16 protein-coding genes are annotated in these 15,834 nt (G+C 53.0%); 4 read left to right on the forward strand and 12 right to left on the reverse strand.

The features are described from left to right. Positions 1–652 (forward strand): phytoene desaturase family protein (locus tag VKV18_RS07995; RefSeq protein ID WP_324203684.1); only part of this gene is annotated, 652 nt, incomplete at its 5' end. 59 nt (positions 653–711) lie between these two features. Here VKV18_RS07995 and VKV18_RS08000 read toward each other — a convergent pair. Then, positions 712–2,085 carry a Gfo/Idh/MocA family oxidoreductase gene (locus VKV18_RS08000; protein WP_324203685.1) on the reverse strand — a complete coding sequence of 458 codons (1,374 nt, stop codon included), beginning with the start codon at positions 2,083–2,085 and terminating at the stop codon, positions 712–714. A 384-nt stretch (positions 2,086–2,469) separates the two neighbouring features. On the opposite strand from VKV18_RS08000, the gene VKV18_RS08005 reads away from it, so the two are divergent. Continuing rightward, positions 2,470–3,597 carry an LCP family protein gene (locus VKV18_RS08005; protein WP_324203686.1) on the forward strand — a complete coding sequence of 376 codons (1,128 nt, stop codon included), beginning with the start codon at positions 2,470–2,472 and terminating at the stop codon, positions 3,595–3,597. 59 nt (positions 3,598–3,656) lie between these two features. Here the strand turns inward: VKV18_RS08005 and rpsU are convergent, their stop codons facing one another. Beyond that, on the reverse strand, positions 3,657–3,866 hold the full coding sequence (rpsU, locus tag VKV18_RS08010; RefSeq protein ID WP_016481629.1) for a 30S ribosomal protein S21: 210 nt from the start codon (positions 3,864–3,866) through the stop codon (positions 3,657–3,659). A 124-nt stretch (positions 3,867–3,990) separates the two neighbouring features. Here rpsU and VKV18_RS08015 point away from each other — a divergent pair, with 124 nt between their 5' ends. Both VKV18_RS08015 and VKV18_RS08020 read left to right on the forward strand, forming a co-directional pair. Further along, positions 3,991–5,598, forward strand: a complete 1,608-nt coding sequence (locus VKV18_RS08015; protein ID WP_324203687.1) for a hypothetical protein — start codon at positions 3,991–3,993, stop codon at positions 5,596–5,598. 1 nt (position 5,599) lies between these two features. Continuing rightward, positions 5,600–6,295, forward strand: a complete 696-nt coding sequence (locus tag VKV18_RS08020) for a CAAX prenyl protease-related protein (RefSeq protein WP_324203688.1) — start codon at positions 5,600–5,602, stop codon at positions 6,293–6,295. Positions 6,296–6,350: 55 nt separating this feature from the next. Here VKV18_RS08020 and VKV18_RS08025 read toward each other — a convergent pair whose 3' ends face one another. The 10 genes from VKV18_RS08025 to nrfD form a co-directional block, all read right to left on the reverse strand. Beyond that, on the reverse strand, positions 6,351–6,695 hold the full coding sequence (locus VKV18_RS08025; RefSeq protein WP_324203689.1) for a cytochrome C oxidase subunit IV family protein: 345 nt from the start codon (positions 6,693–6,695) through the stop codon (positions 6,351–6,353). Positions 6,696–6,698: 3 nt separating this feature from the next. Then, positions 6,699–7,463 (reverse strand): cytochrome c oxidase subunit 3 family protein, encoded by a 765-nt coding sequence (locus VKV18_RS08030; protein ID WP_324203690.1) that lies wholly within the window; start codon positions 7,461–7,463, stop codon positions 6,699–6,701. Next, positions 7,460–9,169 (reverse strand): cytochrome c oxidase subunit I, encoded by a 1,710-nt coding sequence (locus tag VKV18_RS08035; RefSeq protein WP_324203691.1) that lies wholly within the window; start codon positions 9,167–9,169, stop codon positions 7,460–7,462. The genes VKV18_RS08030 and VKV18_RS08035 overlap by 4 nt, the downstream gene beginning before the upstream one ends. Before the next feature lie 69 nt (positions 9,170–9,238). Next, the gene (gene coxB / locus VKV18_RS08040) at positions 9,239–10,261 is read right to left on the reverse strand and encodes a cytochrome c oxidase subunit II (protein WP_324203692.1); all 1,023 of its coding nucleotides are present in this window, start codon (positions 10,259–10,261) and stop codon (positions 9,239–9,241) included. 3 nt (positions 10,262–10,264) lie between these two features. Then, positions 10,265–11,176 (reverse strand): SCO family protein, encoded by a 912-nt coding sequence (locus VKV18_RS08045; RefSeq protein WP_324203693.1) that lies wholly within the window; start codon positions 11,174–11,176, stop codon positions 10,265–10,267. Between the two features lie 93 nt (positions 11,177–11,269). Beyond that, positions 11,270–11,836 (reverse strand): hypothetical protein, encoded by a 567-nt coding sequence (locus VKV18_RS08050; RefSeq protein WP_324203694.1) that lies wholly within the window; start codon positions 11,834–11,836, stop codon positions 11,270–11,272. Further along, positions 11,826–13,049, reverse strand: coding sequence for a hypothetical protein (locus VKV18_RS08055; RefSeq protein WP_324203695.1), 1,224 nt, complete (start codon positions 13,047–13,049; stop codon positions 11,826–11,828). Before VKV18_RS08055 ends, VKV18_RS08050 begins: the two co-directional genes overlap by 11 nt. Beyond that, positions 13,046–13,795: a cytochrome c gene (locus VKV18_RS08060; RefSeq protein ID WP_324203696.1), complete on the reverse strand. Its 750-nt coding sequence runs from the start codon at positions 13,793–13,795 to the stop codon at positions 13,046–13,048. The genes VKV18_RS08055 and VKV18_RS08060 overlap by 4 nt, the downstream gene beginning before the upstream one ends. Then, positions 13,792–14,325 carry a DUF3341 domain-containing protein gene (locus VKV18_RS08065; RefSeq protein WP_324203697.1) on the reverse strand — a complete coding sequence of 178 codons (534 nt, stop codon included), beginning with the start codon at positions 14,323–14,325 and terminating at the stop codon, positions 13,792–13,794. Before VKV18_RS08065 ends, VKV18_RS08060 begins: the two co-directional genes overlap by 4 nt. A 26-nt stretch (positions 14,326–14,351) precedes the next feature. Then, the gene (nrfD, locus tag VKV18_RS08070) at positions 14,352–15,788 is read right to left on the reverse strand and encodes an NrfD/PsrC family molybdoenzyme membrane anchor subunit (protein WP_414647184.1); all 1,437 of its coding nucleotides are present in this window, start codon (positions 15,786–15,788) and stop codon (positions 14,352–14,354) included. Positions 15,789–15,834: the final 46 nt, after the last annotated feature.

Below are 15,834 nucleotides of genomic sequence, written 5' to 3' on the forward strand. Positions count from 1 at the left end.
AGCGTACCTCACAAAACGACAAAAGCAACTCGAGCCGGCCTGCTCCGGCATTGTGCTCTACCTCGGATGCAATCGCACATGGCCCCAACTTCAACACCACAACTTTTTCTTCTCTGCCGATAGCGATGCCGAGTTTCGCGACCTCTATGAACACAAAATCCCTCACGACGACCCGACTTGCTATCTGGCGGCCCCGAGCATAACCGACCCTTCCGTAGCCCCACCCAATACTACTGCTCTCTATGTGCTGGTCCATTGCCCTTATCTCACCGATGCCTTTCATTGGGAGCAACAGGGTGCCGCTTACCAACAGCGCATCCTCGATAAGCTAGAACGCTGCGGCCTTACAGGATTAAGAGAATCCATTCAGGTTTCTCATGCTCTCACTCCGAGAGATATCGAACGGCTCTACTGGGCCAATCGCGGCGCGATCTATGGGGTCGTCACCCAACGTGGGCTGCGTTCTGCCTTTAAAACGGGCAATCGAAGCCAGCTTATTAAAGGCCTCTATTTTGCCGGAGGCAGCGTGAACCCAGGGCCTGGTGTCCCTATGGTGCTTATGTCGGGCCAGGTCGCAGCGGAATGTGTACTTGAGGATTTTGGCACGGCAACCCATCTTTCGCCAAGAGAGGCTGCACCGGCCTCCCACTAATGTTGACGCGCCTCTCTCTTCGAGAGGCGCGTCGTTTCTTTCCCAACGAAGTGGATAGGCTACATGTGGTACCCATGCCGATAGGTCGGATGAACGATGTGCATTACCTCCGGAGCGTTCTTTGCCACCATTCTCTTGGCGTCCCACTCGATCTTCTTTCCGGCAGACCACACGGCCAAATTGCCCATGATAGCCATAGACGCCAGCGGCCCTGCATAATCCGGGAAGTTCGACATGGCCGGTACCCCCTCTTTGATCGCCCGCACGAACTCCTCAAAGTGGCCAGGAGATTGCGGGAAGGGAACCTCGCCCACATCTACCCCACCTATCAGGATGTTGTTGCTCCCGTAGTCGTCCGAAGAATAGACCTTCCCTTTGGTGCCGATCATCAAGGAGCCGCTCGAGCTGATCTTGCCCGTTTTAGGGTCTCTCGGCACGTCGGTAAGCACATCGTCGGGCGGCAGCTTGCCTCCATCGTACCAGTGCATCACCACCGAAGAGCGCTTGAACGGCTTCACCATATCGGCAGGCCAAGCGGATGAGGGCGGCCCTACCTGCTCAGCCGGACCGAAATAGTAGTGAATAATAGACCACGAGGGGTAACTATCGTGGTTCGTTCCAGATGTTTCGGCCTCTACCGCGATTGGGTCGCGCAGATCAAGCGCCATAAAAGGAAGATTCATGGTATGGCAGGCCATGTCGCCCAAAGCCCCTGTGCCGAAATCCCACCAGCCTCGCCACGAAAACGGGTGATAGCCGGGTGCATAAGGTCGGAAAGGAGCCGGCCCGATCCATAGGTTCCAATGAAGGTAAGATGGCACCGGTGCCTGAGGTGGACGGCTGATGCCCTGTGGCCAGATAGGCCGATTTGTCCACACATGCACCTCCGTCACGTCGCCGATAGCCCCGGCGCGTACCATAGCCGCAAATCGCCGCAGGTTATCTCCTGCTGTTCCCTGATTGCCCATCTGGGTTGCTAGCTTCTTCTGCCGCGCAACCTCCATCATACGATGGATTTCATAGATGCTGTGGGCGAGAGGCTTCTGGCAAAAGCAGTGTTTTCCCATCTCCATTGCCATGAGGGCCGCCGGTGCGTGCGAATGATCTGGCGTGCTTACGGTGACTGCATCTATGCTCGAACCCATCTCCTCTAGCATCTTTCGGTAGTCGTTGTACTTTTTGGCCATCGGATACTTCTGGGCGGCGCGGTTGAGTGTGTTCTCATCCACATCGCAAATGGCCACAACATCCCCTAAACGAGCGGCATCTGCCGTATCGCTATCCCCTTTGCCTCCCACGCCGATGCAAGCAAACTGAACTCGCTCGTTTGGCGACTTTCCTCCCTGAGCGCGCGCCGGATCGGCGATCCATATGCTGAAACCACCGATCAAGGCGCTGCCCAAAAATTCACGTCGAGAACTCTTCAGACTCATTGCTCACTCTCCATCTGGTTATGTTCCGACAAGGAACAACCTTGCCTTAAAAACTCCCTACTAAATTATACAGAGAACCCCCTGTCACCTGCCGGCTATGACTCAGAGGGCGAATAGTTAAGCCTCGAATTCCGTAAAAGAGATTCAGAAACGACATCTCACGCCGCAAGGAGCCTATCTATCGGCGTCGGCTCATAGGAAGCAGGTGGAGCAAACGACTGCCTTGCCCTTGACAGATGGAAAGAGGGTAGTCTATACTTGTTTGAGACGTGCTGTAAAGGAAGGTTACACCTTTCTACACGGACGATCATTTCAATCTCTCTCTCCATGCGTCTTCTCTTCGTCATGTCAGAGATGGATTACGCCTGAAGGAAATGCAGATATATGAAAGAGAATCGCCCAACGCAAAACAGCGTCAAGAATACGCAGAGCAAAGGGGGCCGAATTGGAATTTGGCTCAAGCGAGGTTTACTTACTATCGTTGCCCTTATTGTTCTCGGCACCGGAGTCATCGCCGGAAGTTTCTATGCTCGAAGCCCCTTTATACGGAAACTGGTCAATAACTACTTCACGCCCCACAACATCGCAACCGTCATCACGCATCACGATATTTTCGCGCCTTATGCAATCTCACGCCAATTCCAAGGGCCACAACAACACAACCTCATCATCGCCCTGCTTGGCTGCGATGCAGACTACTATAATGATAAACCGGTCCCTATTCCAGGTTCACCCGGGCGTAGCGACGCGCTCTTAATCGCTCATGTAGACTTCGATAACAATACGCTGAATATCGTTTCCATCCCACGAGATTCGGCTGTACATATCCCCGGCCATCGGGGGTTTGATAAGATCAATGCAGCCCATGAGTGGGGTAGAAATGCACTGACCGACGAAACGCTTCAACAGGATTTCGGAATCAACCCCGACTATACCGTAGCTCTCCACTTTGAAAGCTTTCAAAAAATCGTGGATGCCGTAGGAGGTGTAGACCTTTATGTAGATAAAGACCTCAACTACGACGACAATTGGGGTCACCTCCACGTCCATCTGAAAAAAGGGTTCCAGCATCTTAACGGCTACCAAGCTATGGGCTTTGTGCGTATTCGGCACAGCGATAACGACTTGGTAAGAGAACAGCGTCAGCACGAGTTTTTGGAGGCACTACGTGCAAAGGTAATGAGTCCCAAGGCCTTCTTAGCTCTACCCGATATTCTCAACACGGTTTCGGATGACATGGAAACTAACATGTCGCAGAGCCAAATGTTAGCTCTTGTTCACTGGGCTACCCAACTCCCCCAGCAAAATATCCATTTGGCCATTCTTCCCTGCGTGGAGGGCCGCAGCTACGTCTACATCAAACCCGCCGAAGCCACCAAAATGCTTGCCGATATGCTCTACAACGGGGATACCACCAAGGTTAGCCTTAATGTCGTTCCTCCCCCTAGTAAATCGCTTGCCCTCAACCCCTACCTGCGCCGTCGTAGCCGTTACCGGCATCACACGTTGTAACACAAAACCAGGGATGGTTTGCAAACCACCCCTGGTTTCCCAAAATTGCTAACGCAGTGCTATCTTCCTTCGCGCGCTTCCGCTTGACGACGAGCTCGAAGGAGCTTGCGTTGGCGGGCGGCTTCCTCACGACGGCGGCGATCACTCGGTTTTTCATAATGTTCGTGCTCGCGCGCCTCTTTCAGAATACCGCTCTCCATAATCATCTTCTTGAAGCGCTTCAGCGCCACATCCAAACTTTCACCAGGATTTACTTTTACCTGTGCCAAATGGTTCGTTCCCCCTCTAAACCTCACACGGCCCGCATCACTCGCGAGCCTGCTTGAAATTGTGTTTGCTATTATACCACACTTCGGCCCTCGACTTACAAAAGAAGACGGGTACAATAGCTTCATGCATGCCAAAATCGTTCATCTTCCGTGGCGGCACGCGAAAATCGTTGCTGCTCTAGGTACGCTTGCGTTGCTTGCCGGTTGTTCCCTTCATACCCCTCATCATCGTCGTATCGCCATTCCTCCACTTGGGGCGGCTCCCTTGCCTCTTCAGATGCCTCGTGCCCTCCTCCTTCAAAACCTCCTCGAAAGATGGAAAAAACCGCTACTCGGTAGGCTAGACTCTCTCGCGGCGATGCAACGCGTCATGCAACTGCGTTCTCTTGTTGAGGAAGCAGCCAACCAAAAAGAAGTACAACCTTACCTAAAGATGCTTGCTCATAGCCAGCATCTCTCCTATGAAAGGGCAAAAGAGAGATGGGTGCTGTTCCATCTCGCAGACCTCCTTGTGGAATCTGGCGGTGATGAAAATCAAATCTCCTCGGCCAATGCCGCCGGTGTCGCCCAGTGGATTCCCTCTCTAGCGCGTGAGCAAGGACTGAGAGTAGACCCACGGAAAGCTCAGCTTCTTACCCAACAGATAGTGAGTCTCAATTTGCAAATCGCAAAAAGCACCGAGGTCGCCTCAAACTCCGGTCCTCCTGTGCTCTCTCAAAACCTTCGCAATCTACGCGATAAACTCGCCCAAGAGCGCGCTCAAATAGACCAACGCTTCGATACACGCCTGGCCCTATTCGCTCAAGCACGCTACCTCTTACATCTCTATCCTCGTTTTCCCTCTCTAGAATGGATATTCCAAGCCTACCATGGCGGCCAGGCCGGAGAGCTAAAACTGCTTCACCTCTACACAGGCAAAACGGCACCCACCAGCATTCTCATTCTTCACGGTGATCACGGCCATCCTCTCACCTATGCCCAGGTCTATCTTACCACCTCGCCGAACCACCATATCAGCGCTTTCGATTACCTCTACAGCCGTGGAGATGATCACCGCCACTACTGGTGGAAGGTACTAGAAGCGGCTCATCTTATCCAACATTTCCAGAAAAATCCTGGTTCGCTCTTCCCAACGTGGAACACCCTGATGCCCGGCCGATTGCAAGATGCCGTGTGGTATCCCGAAGGCCCTTCCTATGCTTTTGAAACCGCCCAGGAGGTAGAGGAGGCCGTCCAAAAACATCTCCTCCTGCCGGTGCAAAACACAAACGATATCCACCTCAATATCCCTCCCTCCTCTAAGCACCGCTTCCCTCTCCTACGCCCTGAAGCCTACGGCACACTCCGGCTCATCACTACCCTCTACAAACGATTTGGCGGCACAGAGCCACTCACCGTCGGCGATTGCCTTCTCTTAAACCCTACCCCAGCATCCCCTAAAGCCGACAGTAGCGCCGATTCGAATGGCGATAATAGGAGCGCTGCTGTGCAGCAGGTGCCCATAAACGAAGGACCTCCCCTTTCCTTCAGTTACCACACCACCGGGCTCGTCTTCGATATACTTCCCCCATCAGATACAAAAAGCCTACATCGGCTAGAATATACTCTAGATTTCCTTGCCGACAGGCGTATTATCGCCGTAACACCTGCACACGATAACGGCCTGGATCGCTGGCATATCTGCCCGAACCCACTCTATGGTCAGGCGTTGGCCGAATGGAGACCAAAATAAAGTGACTGTATCCCAAAACGCGCCCCCTACCCAATCCCATAACGCGCTGCTAGTGAGCTATTTAGCGCCCACCGGTCTCTTTATTCTGTTCACCTTACTTGAAAGCTCGCTTCCAAAACCGGACTATCCGTTCGTCTACACGGCCAAGATCGCTGTGGTAACTGCAACACTGTGCATCTTTCGCACGCCACTGAAAGACTATCGTTGGCAACCGAGCGCGGTTTTACCAGCTCTGGTTGTTGGACTTACCGTCTATCTCTTCTGGGTTCCGCTCGATAGAGCCACGCCGTTCCATTTCCCCTTAGGCCAGCGCTCAGCTTTTGACCCCTACCTCTTCTTGCCTGACCCACTGAAACGAAACCTCTTCCTCATTCTGCGCTTCTATGGCCTCGTAATTATGGTGCCTATTATGGAGGAGCTTTTCTGGCGTTCTTTCCTACTCCGATTGTTCACCGCGCCGGACAAGGATTTTGTACAGCTCCCTATTGAGGGCTTTTCGAATACCGCCCTTTTGCTCGGCAGTGGTCTGTTCGCACTCGCCCACCCGGAGTGGCTATCGGCTTTTCTCTGTGGCCTTCTTTATGCGCTTCTCCTTCGCTACACCCGCACGCTCACGGCCCCCCTCATTGCCCACATGCTTACCAATCTCCTTCTCGGACTATACATTCTCCACACCCATAACTGGAGCTATTGGTAAACAAAAGGCCTCCTGCTTTTTGCAGGAGGCCATCTAACGGCGATAAGCACTCACTCTACCAACCCATCGGCAGATGAACCCACTCACGGGTGATGTAGTCCCCCAACGTGCCAAACAAGACTAAAAGCCAAATAAACCCGAAAACCGACCATATCCAAGCCAGTCGTGAAGCCCACTTCACTCCCATAAAGATCAAGATCACTAACGAGGTCTTCGCAACAGCGACCAGCAACGCCACTATAATGTTCAGCGCGCCTAAGTCGAAGCGCGACACGACCACCGTCAACACCAACAAAACCAGCAGGATAATATAGACCCCAACATAGTACCATACTGGCACCACATGCGGCTCGTGATGCCCTCCCTCTTCATGCGTGTGCGTCGTACCATGTGCTGCCATTTGCTACTGCCTCCCGATAAGATAGACTAAAGGATAGAGAAATATCCATACGATGTCAACAAAGTGCCAATAGATTCCCCCGATCTCTAGAGGGATGTAGTCCTCCACTGCCGGATGTTTCACAGCGATGAGTACCCACAGACACCCCAACACAAGAATGCCGACGAGCACGTGCAGCCCATGAAGCCCGGTCATGATAAAATAGAGGCTAAAGAAGAGTTGATGTGCATGATGTTCAATAGGCTGCGGTGTGTAGTTCCCTAAGCCGGCGATTCCTTTTGGAGCTTCGCTCATTTGGATAAGCGGTGTGTTGGCCTCAACGTTTGCTCTGCTAGGGGCTTCCCAACGGAAGGTCGGCCCGGGGAAATGATGTTCCCGTATCTCGGCCGAGTACTCGAAATACTTAACCGTTAGGAAGCCAAAAGCGCAGAGCAGAGTTAGGCCTAACCACATCTTCGTTTCAGAGCGGTGGTCTAGTGTTTTCGCCCTAACAGCCATCGCCATAAAGAAGCTACTCGTGAGCAGGATGAAGGTATTCAGCATGCCTAGCTTCCAGTTAAGGGCGTTATGCGCCTCCTCGAAGGCAGTGGCATAGTTGTAACGGTAGATAGTAAGCGCTAAGAAAAGCGCCCCGAAGAACATAATCTCCGTTACGAGAAATATCCAAATGCCCACAATGTAGGCGTCGTTCTGCTGATCTAGCTCCTCGAACTGATGACCCACATGTTGGGGTGCGAACGTGGGATGTTCCAGTTCTACGGTACTCATTCTGTCTCCTTTATATACGGTTCTTCAGTCGTCATGAGGGGATGGCCCACAGCAGCCCCGGCCAGCTCCGCTTGAATCACCGGTTCATAATCGTAGGCCTCCCAGGTAACGATGGGTACCTCATCGTAGTTATGAGAGGGCGGTGGAGAGGAGATCGTCCACTCTAGCCCCACGGCTCCCCAAGGATTATCCCCCGCCGGCGCTCCCTTGAACAGCGACCAGAGCAGGTAGCAGAAGGGGATGATGTAACCTACCGCGAGCACGCTTGCACCCGCTGAGGAGAGAATGTTCCAAGCCTGGTATTCCGGCAGGTAGTAGTGATAGCGTCGCGGCATGCCGAGGTAGCCCAAAATGAACTGTGGGAAGAAGGTGAGATTGAAACCGATGAACATGATCAACGCGGCCAGCTTCGCCCAGCTCTCCGGATAGAGCCGCCCCGTCATCTTAGGCCACCAGAAATGAAGGGCTGCCATGAACCCGAAAATGGCGCCACCTACCATAACATAATGGAAGTGGGCCACCACGAAATAGGTCATGTTAAGATGGACATCTACCGCCAGAGACGCCAGATACAAGCCCGTAAGGCCGCCAATGGTAAACAACCCGATGAAACCAAGGGCGTAGATCATAGGGGCAGATAGCCATATGTTGCCCTTGTATAAGGTTGCCGACCAGTTAAACACCTTTATAGCCGACGGTACAGCGATAAGGAAGGAGAGCAGAGAGAACACCATGCCGCTGTACATCGACTCGCCGGTCACAAACATATGGTGTCCCCACACGAGGAAACCAAGGAGGGCGATGGCTAGGCTGGAGAAACCCACGAACTCATATCCGAAGATGCGTTTTCGTGAGAAGCAGGCAATGACCTCACTTACCACCCCCATTGAGGGCAGGATCATGATATAGACGGCGGGGTGAGAGTAGAACCAGAACAGGTGCTCGAACAGCAGCGGGTCGCCTCCACATACCGGGTTAAACACGCAGAATCCGAAAATACGCTCCATCGCAACCAGAAAGAGCGTGATGGCTACCACCGGCGTGCCCAAGATCATGATGATGCTTGTAGCATACATCGCCCATACAAAAAGCGGCATCCGGAACCAGGTCATCCCTGGAGCACGCATCTTGTGGATGGTCACGAGGAAGTTAACCCCTGTCGCAATGGAGGAAAATCCGGCGATAAACACCCCAAAGATCACCAAAGAGACGTTCGTGTCGCTATACACCGAGCTGTAGGGCGTATAGAACGTCCAGCCGGTGTCTACGCCGCCAAAGATGATCGCCAGCAGCATAAGGAAGCTGCCGGTCATATAGAGATACCAGCTCAGCAAGTTCAAGCGTGGAAACGCCACATCACGCGCGCCGATCATAAGCGGTAGGGCAAAGTTGCCAAACACCGCCGGAATCGATGGAACTAAGAAGAAAAACACCATCACGATCCCGTGAATGGAGAACAGCTTGTTGTAAACCTCGTTCGAGAAGAAGGTGTCGTGCGGCCGCACAAGCGCAATGCGTATGCCGGCGGCGGCAGCCCCTCCAATCGCGAACATAAAGGTGATTCCTAAAAGATAGAGGATCGCGATGCGCTTATGGTCTAGCGTTAGGAGCCAAGACGCTACCGTATGCTGAATGTTCAGATAGTTCTCGCGTTCCTTGCGACTTTCAGGAACCGGTACGGCACCTGGTACAGATATGCTACTCATTGTTCAACACCCCTTCTTTATCACTTTCTAGAGCACTCTCACAGTCTTGCACGAGCACTGCTCTATTGCTCACTTTCCACCAGCCCCTTTTGAGGGTTGCGTTGACGATGACGTTGTTTTTAAAGTTCTCAGATTCTGACCGCCTAGGGATTTGATGTAGGCGATCAGTTCCAAAATCTCCTCCTCACTCAACTGCCCCGGCCCATCCCCAACGGAATAGGCCTGCATAAGCGGAGGATAGCCTGCCACACGAACCGAGTCGGGATTTACGATGGACTGACGAATAAAGTTATCGTCAACGGTCACCGTTTGTCCGTTTTGCAGAACGACCTTCGATCCGTACAGACCGTTCAGCGTGGGGCCATGCACCCCATCCTCACTCGCATGGCAGTTGGCGCATCCATACTTGTTGAAGAGATCGTAGCCGCGCTCGGCTGCGATCTCACGATGCGCCACCTCCAGGTTACCTCCATTCTCTTTCCATTGAAGATAATCGGCAGGCGTCATCACATAGACGAACCCTCCCATCTTCGAGTGGTTCGTCCCACAATATTCCGTGCAGTAGAACGGATACTTCCCTACTTTGGTTGGAATGAACCACACGGTATTGTAGTACCCCGGCAGACAGTCTCGCTTTACACGAAAGGCGGGCACATAGAAGCCATGAATCACATCCTGCGAGATCATGGTAAGCTTAATGGCCTTACCCACAGGGATATGAAGCTCGTTGTTTTCGCGAATGCCGCTATCGGCGTGTTGCAAATGCCACATCCATCGCTTGCCGATGACCAAAATCTCCTGTGCATCCGCTGGCGGGTTGTAGGCCTCCGCATAAGGCCGAGCCGACCATGCGAATATCACCAACCCGATAATACCGGGGATGATTGACCATGTCAACTCCATAGGCAGATTGCCAAAAGAGCGGTTTGCTCGGTTTGCCTTCGAGCCTCGATGGTACCGCACAACGAAAACTATGAGCAAGCAGAACACCAAGGCCGTGAAGAATATCGTAAGCCCTACTAATGTGTAAAAGATGTGATCCACCTCATCGGCAAAGGTAGATGCTGCCGGTGGAATAACAGGTAACTCCATAACTCAGATCGCTCCTCCAGCGTTGTGTGGTTCGCCCTCTGTTGGCGCAACAGGCGGCAGCTTCGGGTGCTTCTTCTCCCAGTAAAACAACCCGCCGATCACTCCGGCGAGGGCTAGCACAGTCAAAGTGCCCGCACCTACAATCACGCGCTGAATCACCACCCCGTAATGCCCTGTGGTTGGGTTCCAGGTACAGCAGATGGCGATGATCTGGTCTATCGGAGAACCGATCTGATTCTGCGAGGCCTTGATTAGCGCGATTTTCAGATCAGAGGGGTTGTAATCGGTGCCGAAGAAGTAACGGTAGATGCGTCCCTGCGGGGTCAGCACCAAGATGCCGGTGGGGTGTACGAACTGTTGATACTGTAGATTATAGTTGTAGTGAAACCCCGTGGCCTGAGCCAGCGCCTGGATGTTTTTTTGGGTTCCCACCATAAAGTGCCATCCCTCAGCCGCATAAGGCTGGTTGCGGGTCATCTTGAGATAACCTTCTTTCGTCTGTGCGGCTAACTGAGGCGGCTCTAAGGGGTTAATGCTTATGGTAAGAGCCGTAAAATCGCGCCCCAGCTTATACTTCAGCTTTCCAAAGACATCCGCCATTCCCTGCAGCTCCAAAGTGCAGCCCGCCTTGCACCGGTAAAAGGGGGTAACGAGAATGACCGGATGCTTGCCGTCAAAAAACTGCCTCAGAGCCACTACTTGTCCTCTAGAGTTCGTAAAGGTTAGGTCTAGCGGAATCGTATGGTTCACTTTCTGTTCGTAGTAAACCCCTTTCGTCGGGCTTGTGGCCGACTGGGCTACCGCTTGCGCCGCCACTTGGGATGAATTAGTCTGGGCACTCGCACCCATACTCATCAAGCCTAGCCCGCCCAAAAGGGTAGCCAGCGCCATATACGTCTTTCGTATCACAACCATGTTCATCGCCTCTTTCTCGCCCATAAAAACCTTTGCCGAATTTGGATACTTCTATCTTAAATACGGCTTTGCCAACCGGTTCTGCTTCATAAGTTAAGGGGAACCCATGGAACTCATCCCCGGCTGGTAGGTCTCTGTGGAAACACCATAGCTCTGTACACCGGTAGCACTCTCTCCCTTTGCTCCCTGCACCGTGGCCTGAGGCAACTGGTCGGATGCCTGCCCTACGGTGTAGGAAGGCTCATTTGGCTCCATCGGGTCGGGCTGAGCCGGGTTCGGCCACGTTGGCAATCCTTCCTTCGCCACAATCTCCATCGCCCTCTCCACCGGAATATGCAGTTTATGAGAGATCGGATCCCGGCTGTAAGTGTTCAAGATAAACTCCTCATCCTTGCGCAGGTTTTGAATGTCTATAGTGGGGTTTGCCTGCAGCCGAGGCTCCGCCGGACGCACCGCCTCCCGCGGTATGGGAAACTTAGAGGTACGCTCTGGTGCCACATGCAGAATATACGGCTTGCAGAGTCCAATGACAACGGCAGCGAGGGTGGCTAAAAACGCCAAGCCGAAAAGCGTCATCGCAACCACTTGAGGTGTCAGATCGCTTTTCTCATAACGCGCCCCAGGGGTAGGAGAGCCGCCATGACCATGACTAGGATGCATGCTGTAGTACCTCCGTTTCTAGCACTTCTGTGGGCAACCCTGCCGTGTAGAGCGGCACCAGGCGATTCCTTCGCAAATTGAACACGAAGAGCACGAGCCATAGGCCACCCAGCAGCAGAAAGCCGCCTAAATAGGAAAGAAAGCCTTGAAATTGGGCGGCAAAGCTCGCGTTGAGGGAATGGAACATCGGTTCCACATTCCACACGATATCCACCAAACAGGCCAGAAACTGTATGGTGGCCGTCATCGCCAATAGGGCAGGAACTCGCTTCGTGCGACCAGAAAGCAGTAATAGGAAAGGCACGAAGAAGTGAAAGATCACCAAAAACGTGGTGAACGTGGCGAAAGCGAAATCGGTGTTGCGCCGCAGATAAAACTCGATCTCGTAGGGCAGATCGCCCGACCAGGTAATGATGAACTGCGATACAGCAAAGTAAGCCCACACCATGGTCATCACAAGCATGAGGTTGCCGAGGTCTTTGGTACGCTGCGGTGTGATCAGCTTATCATAAGGTGCGTAGCCCTTTATTTTCTGGCGGCACACGAGGAAGACGGTGAAGGCATGGGCAGTCAGCGCGCTGCTAATGCAGAAGTAAAAGCCGTAAATGGTTGAGTACCAGTGCTTATCCAGCGTCATAACCCAGTCGGTGATGGCGAAGGTTGCGAGCAAGACAGAGAACACAAAGGCAGGAGCCGAAAAGCTGGCCAATTTGTTCTCATAAAGCACATCTCCCGTCTCGTCCTGCAGCCGTCTTAACTTCACCGCTTGAAAGGCGAACCAAGACAGCACTAAAAAGTAAAAGATAGTTCTTAAGAAAAAGAAGGGAGCGTTCATGTAGGGTGCACGCCAACGTAAAACGCTATCTTTGGCCACCTCGGCCGGATTCGCCCAAGGATAGAGGTGATGCGTGAAGGCCGCATAGACAATAGGTAACGACGCTATCCCTAATAAGGGGAGGATTTTAGCTCCCGCCTCATAAATCCGTACCACGGGCACTCCCCACTGAGCACGTACCATTCCCTGCAAGAGCGTCAAGCCAAGACATCCTATAGAGAGGCTCACAAGAAAAACCCATCCGGTGAGATAGCCACGGTAGAGTTGCTCTAAATTGGAGGCGTAGGGGATGAGGCAGAGGGCCCCTAAGATCGCACAAATAGCCCCTAAAACCTGGAGATTCGTATAGGTTCTTGGAAAGCTTTGTTCCTTATTCATTTCGTGCTTCCCTCTTGATTGGTACTTATCGGTCCCCCATTTTCTGTGGACGAGATGGAGATATAGGGAGCAGTGTAGGTGATGTTATGCCATGCCGGCCCTGTATCTCCGGTGGTGTGTATCAGTGGCAGCTTGCTGATGTCCACTCCAGGGGGAAGGTCTGAAGGCTTGGCATCTTGGCTGCGCTGAAGCACTCGAATGTAGGCAACGATACGCCATCGATCGTCCGGTTCGATGCGCGAGGCATAGGAGAACATCGTGCCGTAGCCATTGGTGATCACATCGTAAAAGTGGCCAATGGGCATCTTCCGTAACCGATCGGTATGGTAGGTTGCCGGAGGTCGCCGCAGAGCCAAACCACGCATGGCGATCATCCCCATCCCGTTGCCTAACGCCCCATGGCATGGAGAACAGTAGATATTGTAGAGCTCCTGCCCGCGCTTCAAATCCTCATAGGTGATTTTGAATGGAAAGCGTGTTACCAGACGCCCCAGCACCAGCTTATTGCCAACATAATGCGTGCCTACATAGCCTGTATAGCGCCCCTCATCTGTCCAAAAATGCGTGCGGTCAACAGTATGAGCCGGCAAAGGACGCATGGTGGCTCCATCAGGAAACACCTCAGAAGGGCTATAGTCATCGGCTTTGGGCTGATCCCACATATCCTGGTGACATCCGGCGAGAAGCCAAAGCGCCATCGCCGCCAAAGGCAACCAGCCCACCTTTCGCCATTGAATAGAACTCACTTTTCCACCTCCGACACCAGCTGAGCCCCCAAGCCGCGTAGAAACTCCTCGGTTCCCTCCCTGTCGAACATGCCATCATCCGCCTCAATGCAAAGGAAAAAGAGATCGGAGGTTGCCCGCTCAAATCGGGGCGCATTGAAAATTGGATGATGGGGACGCGGAAGGCCATTCAAAAAGATCGTCGCGAAAAACGCGGTGAGACCTGCAAACAGAATGGTACATTCGTAGGTGATCGGTATGAACTGCGGCCAGCTGTTATAGGGCTTTCCGCCTATATTCCACGGATAGTCAATCACCGCCGTGTACCACTGCATCAAGAAACCGAAAACGCAGCCGGTTACCCCTCCGAGGAAGATGAGCCAGGGCATACGCCAATCGTGTATCTCTAAAGCCTCTGAAAGGCCGTGTACAGGAAAAGGCGTGTAAGCTTCTACCTTACGGTAACCGGCCTCACGTACCGCTCTGGCAGCCCTTAAAAGATCATCCGGATTATTAAACTCGGCAACAAGACCGTAGAGGTTCGAGTTCATGTCTAGTACTCCTGTTGCATTCTAGGCTAGGCCTCCGCAGTGCCCGTCGTGTGCTCCATCTCCGTCGTCTCGGATTCGTGCCCATGGTGGCCGAAGTGGAACCGACGCCAAACAAGGTCGCGCATCTCGAAAACCGAGATCATCGGAGCAAAGCGCACGAACAGGAAGAAGAAGAAGGTGAATAGGCCAAACGTCCCTAAATAGACCAACACATCCCAAATCGTGTTGGTATAGTACCCCCAGGTAGCCGGTAGAAATTGGCGGGTAAGCGACACAGCGACGATCACGTAGCGCTCAAACCACATGCCGATGCTAATGACCACCGAGATGAAGAAGAGCCAGTTAAGGTTGCGTCTTACCCACGGCAGCCACAAAGCCTGCGGGATAATACAGTTTGTGAGGATCAGCACCCAATAAGCCCATCCATAGGGCCCGAACTGGCGAAACTCCATCATCCGCCTGTCGAAATAGTCACCCCCAAAGTAGGCGAAGAAGCACTCCATAATGTAGCCGTAGAACACGATTAGCCCTGAGGTAAGCATCATTTTGGCCATCCAGTCAAAGTGCTTCATCGTTACATAGTCTTCGAGGTGATACCAAACTCTCAACGGAATCGCCAGCATAATGACCATGGCAAACCCTGCATACAAAGCCCCGGCGACAAAGTAGGGCGGAAAGATCGTCGCATGCCACCCAGACACAATTCCCACCGAGAAGTCGAAACTCACCACCGAGTGCACCGAAAGCACGAGGGGGGTTGAAAGACCGGCGAGAATAAGATAGGCGGTCTCAAAGCGCTCCCAATGGCTTGCTGCCCCGCGCCAGCCTAACGAGAGAACGGCATAGACATACTTGATTATTGGGTTTTCCGCCCGATCGCGCACGGTGGCGAAATCGGGTACAAGGCCTAGAAACCAGAATAGCACAGAGATGGTGAAGTAGGTACCTACCGCAAAAACATCCCACATAAGGGGGCTTCGCCATTGAGGCCACATGGCCAGGATGTTGGGTAACGGAAACATCCAGTAGTCCACCCACGGACGTCCCGTGTGCAGCGCGGGGAAGATACCGGCGCACATAACGGCGAAGATGGTCATCGCCTCGGCAAATCGGTTGATCGAAGCGCGCCATTGCTGACGCATCAGTGCCAAAAAGGCCGAGATGAGCGTCCCGGCATGTCCGATTCCGATCCACCATACGAAGTTGATGATCGCCCACCCCCAGCTTACCGGCTGGTTTATCCCCCAGATACCTACACCTTTGAACACGAGGTAGGTCAGAGAGATGCCGAGGACGTTGAACAGTAAGAAACCTATGGCGGTCATGATCCACCAAGGCAGCTTGTGCTTGCTCTGGCTCAGCACAACGGAAACGATTCGTTCCGTTACCGTCTCAAACGTCTGATCGCCTTCTATAAGGCCGGCAATCGCCGGATTCTCAGGGGCGCTGCTTGATGACTGGATAGAGGTCTCGTTATCCAACTTGCTTCTCCGTTTCCGGTTCGATATC

It is taken from the genome of Chthonomonas sp. (assembly GCF_035294505.1).
Taxonomy (GTDB): Bacteria; Armatimonadota; Chthonomonadetes; order Chthonomonadales; family Chthonomonadaceae; genus Chthonomonas.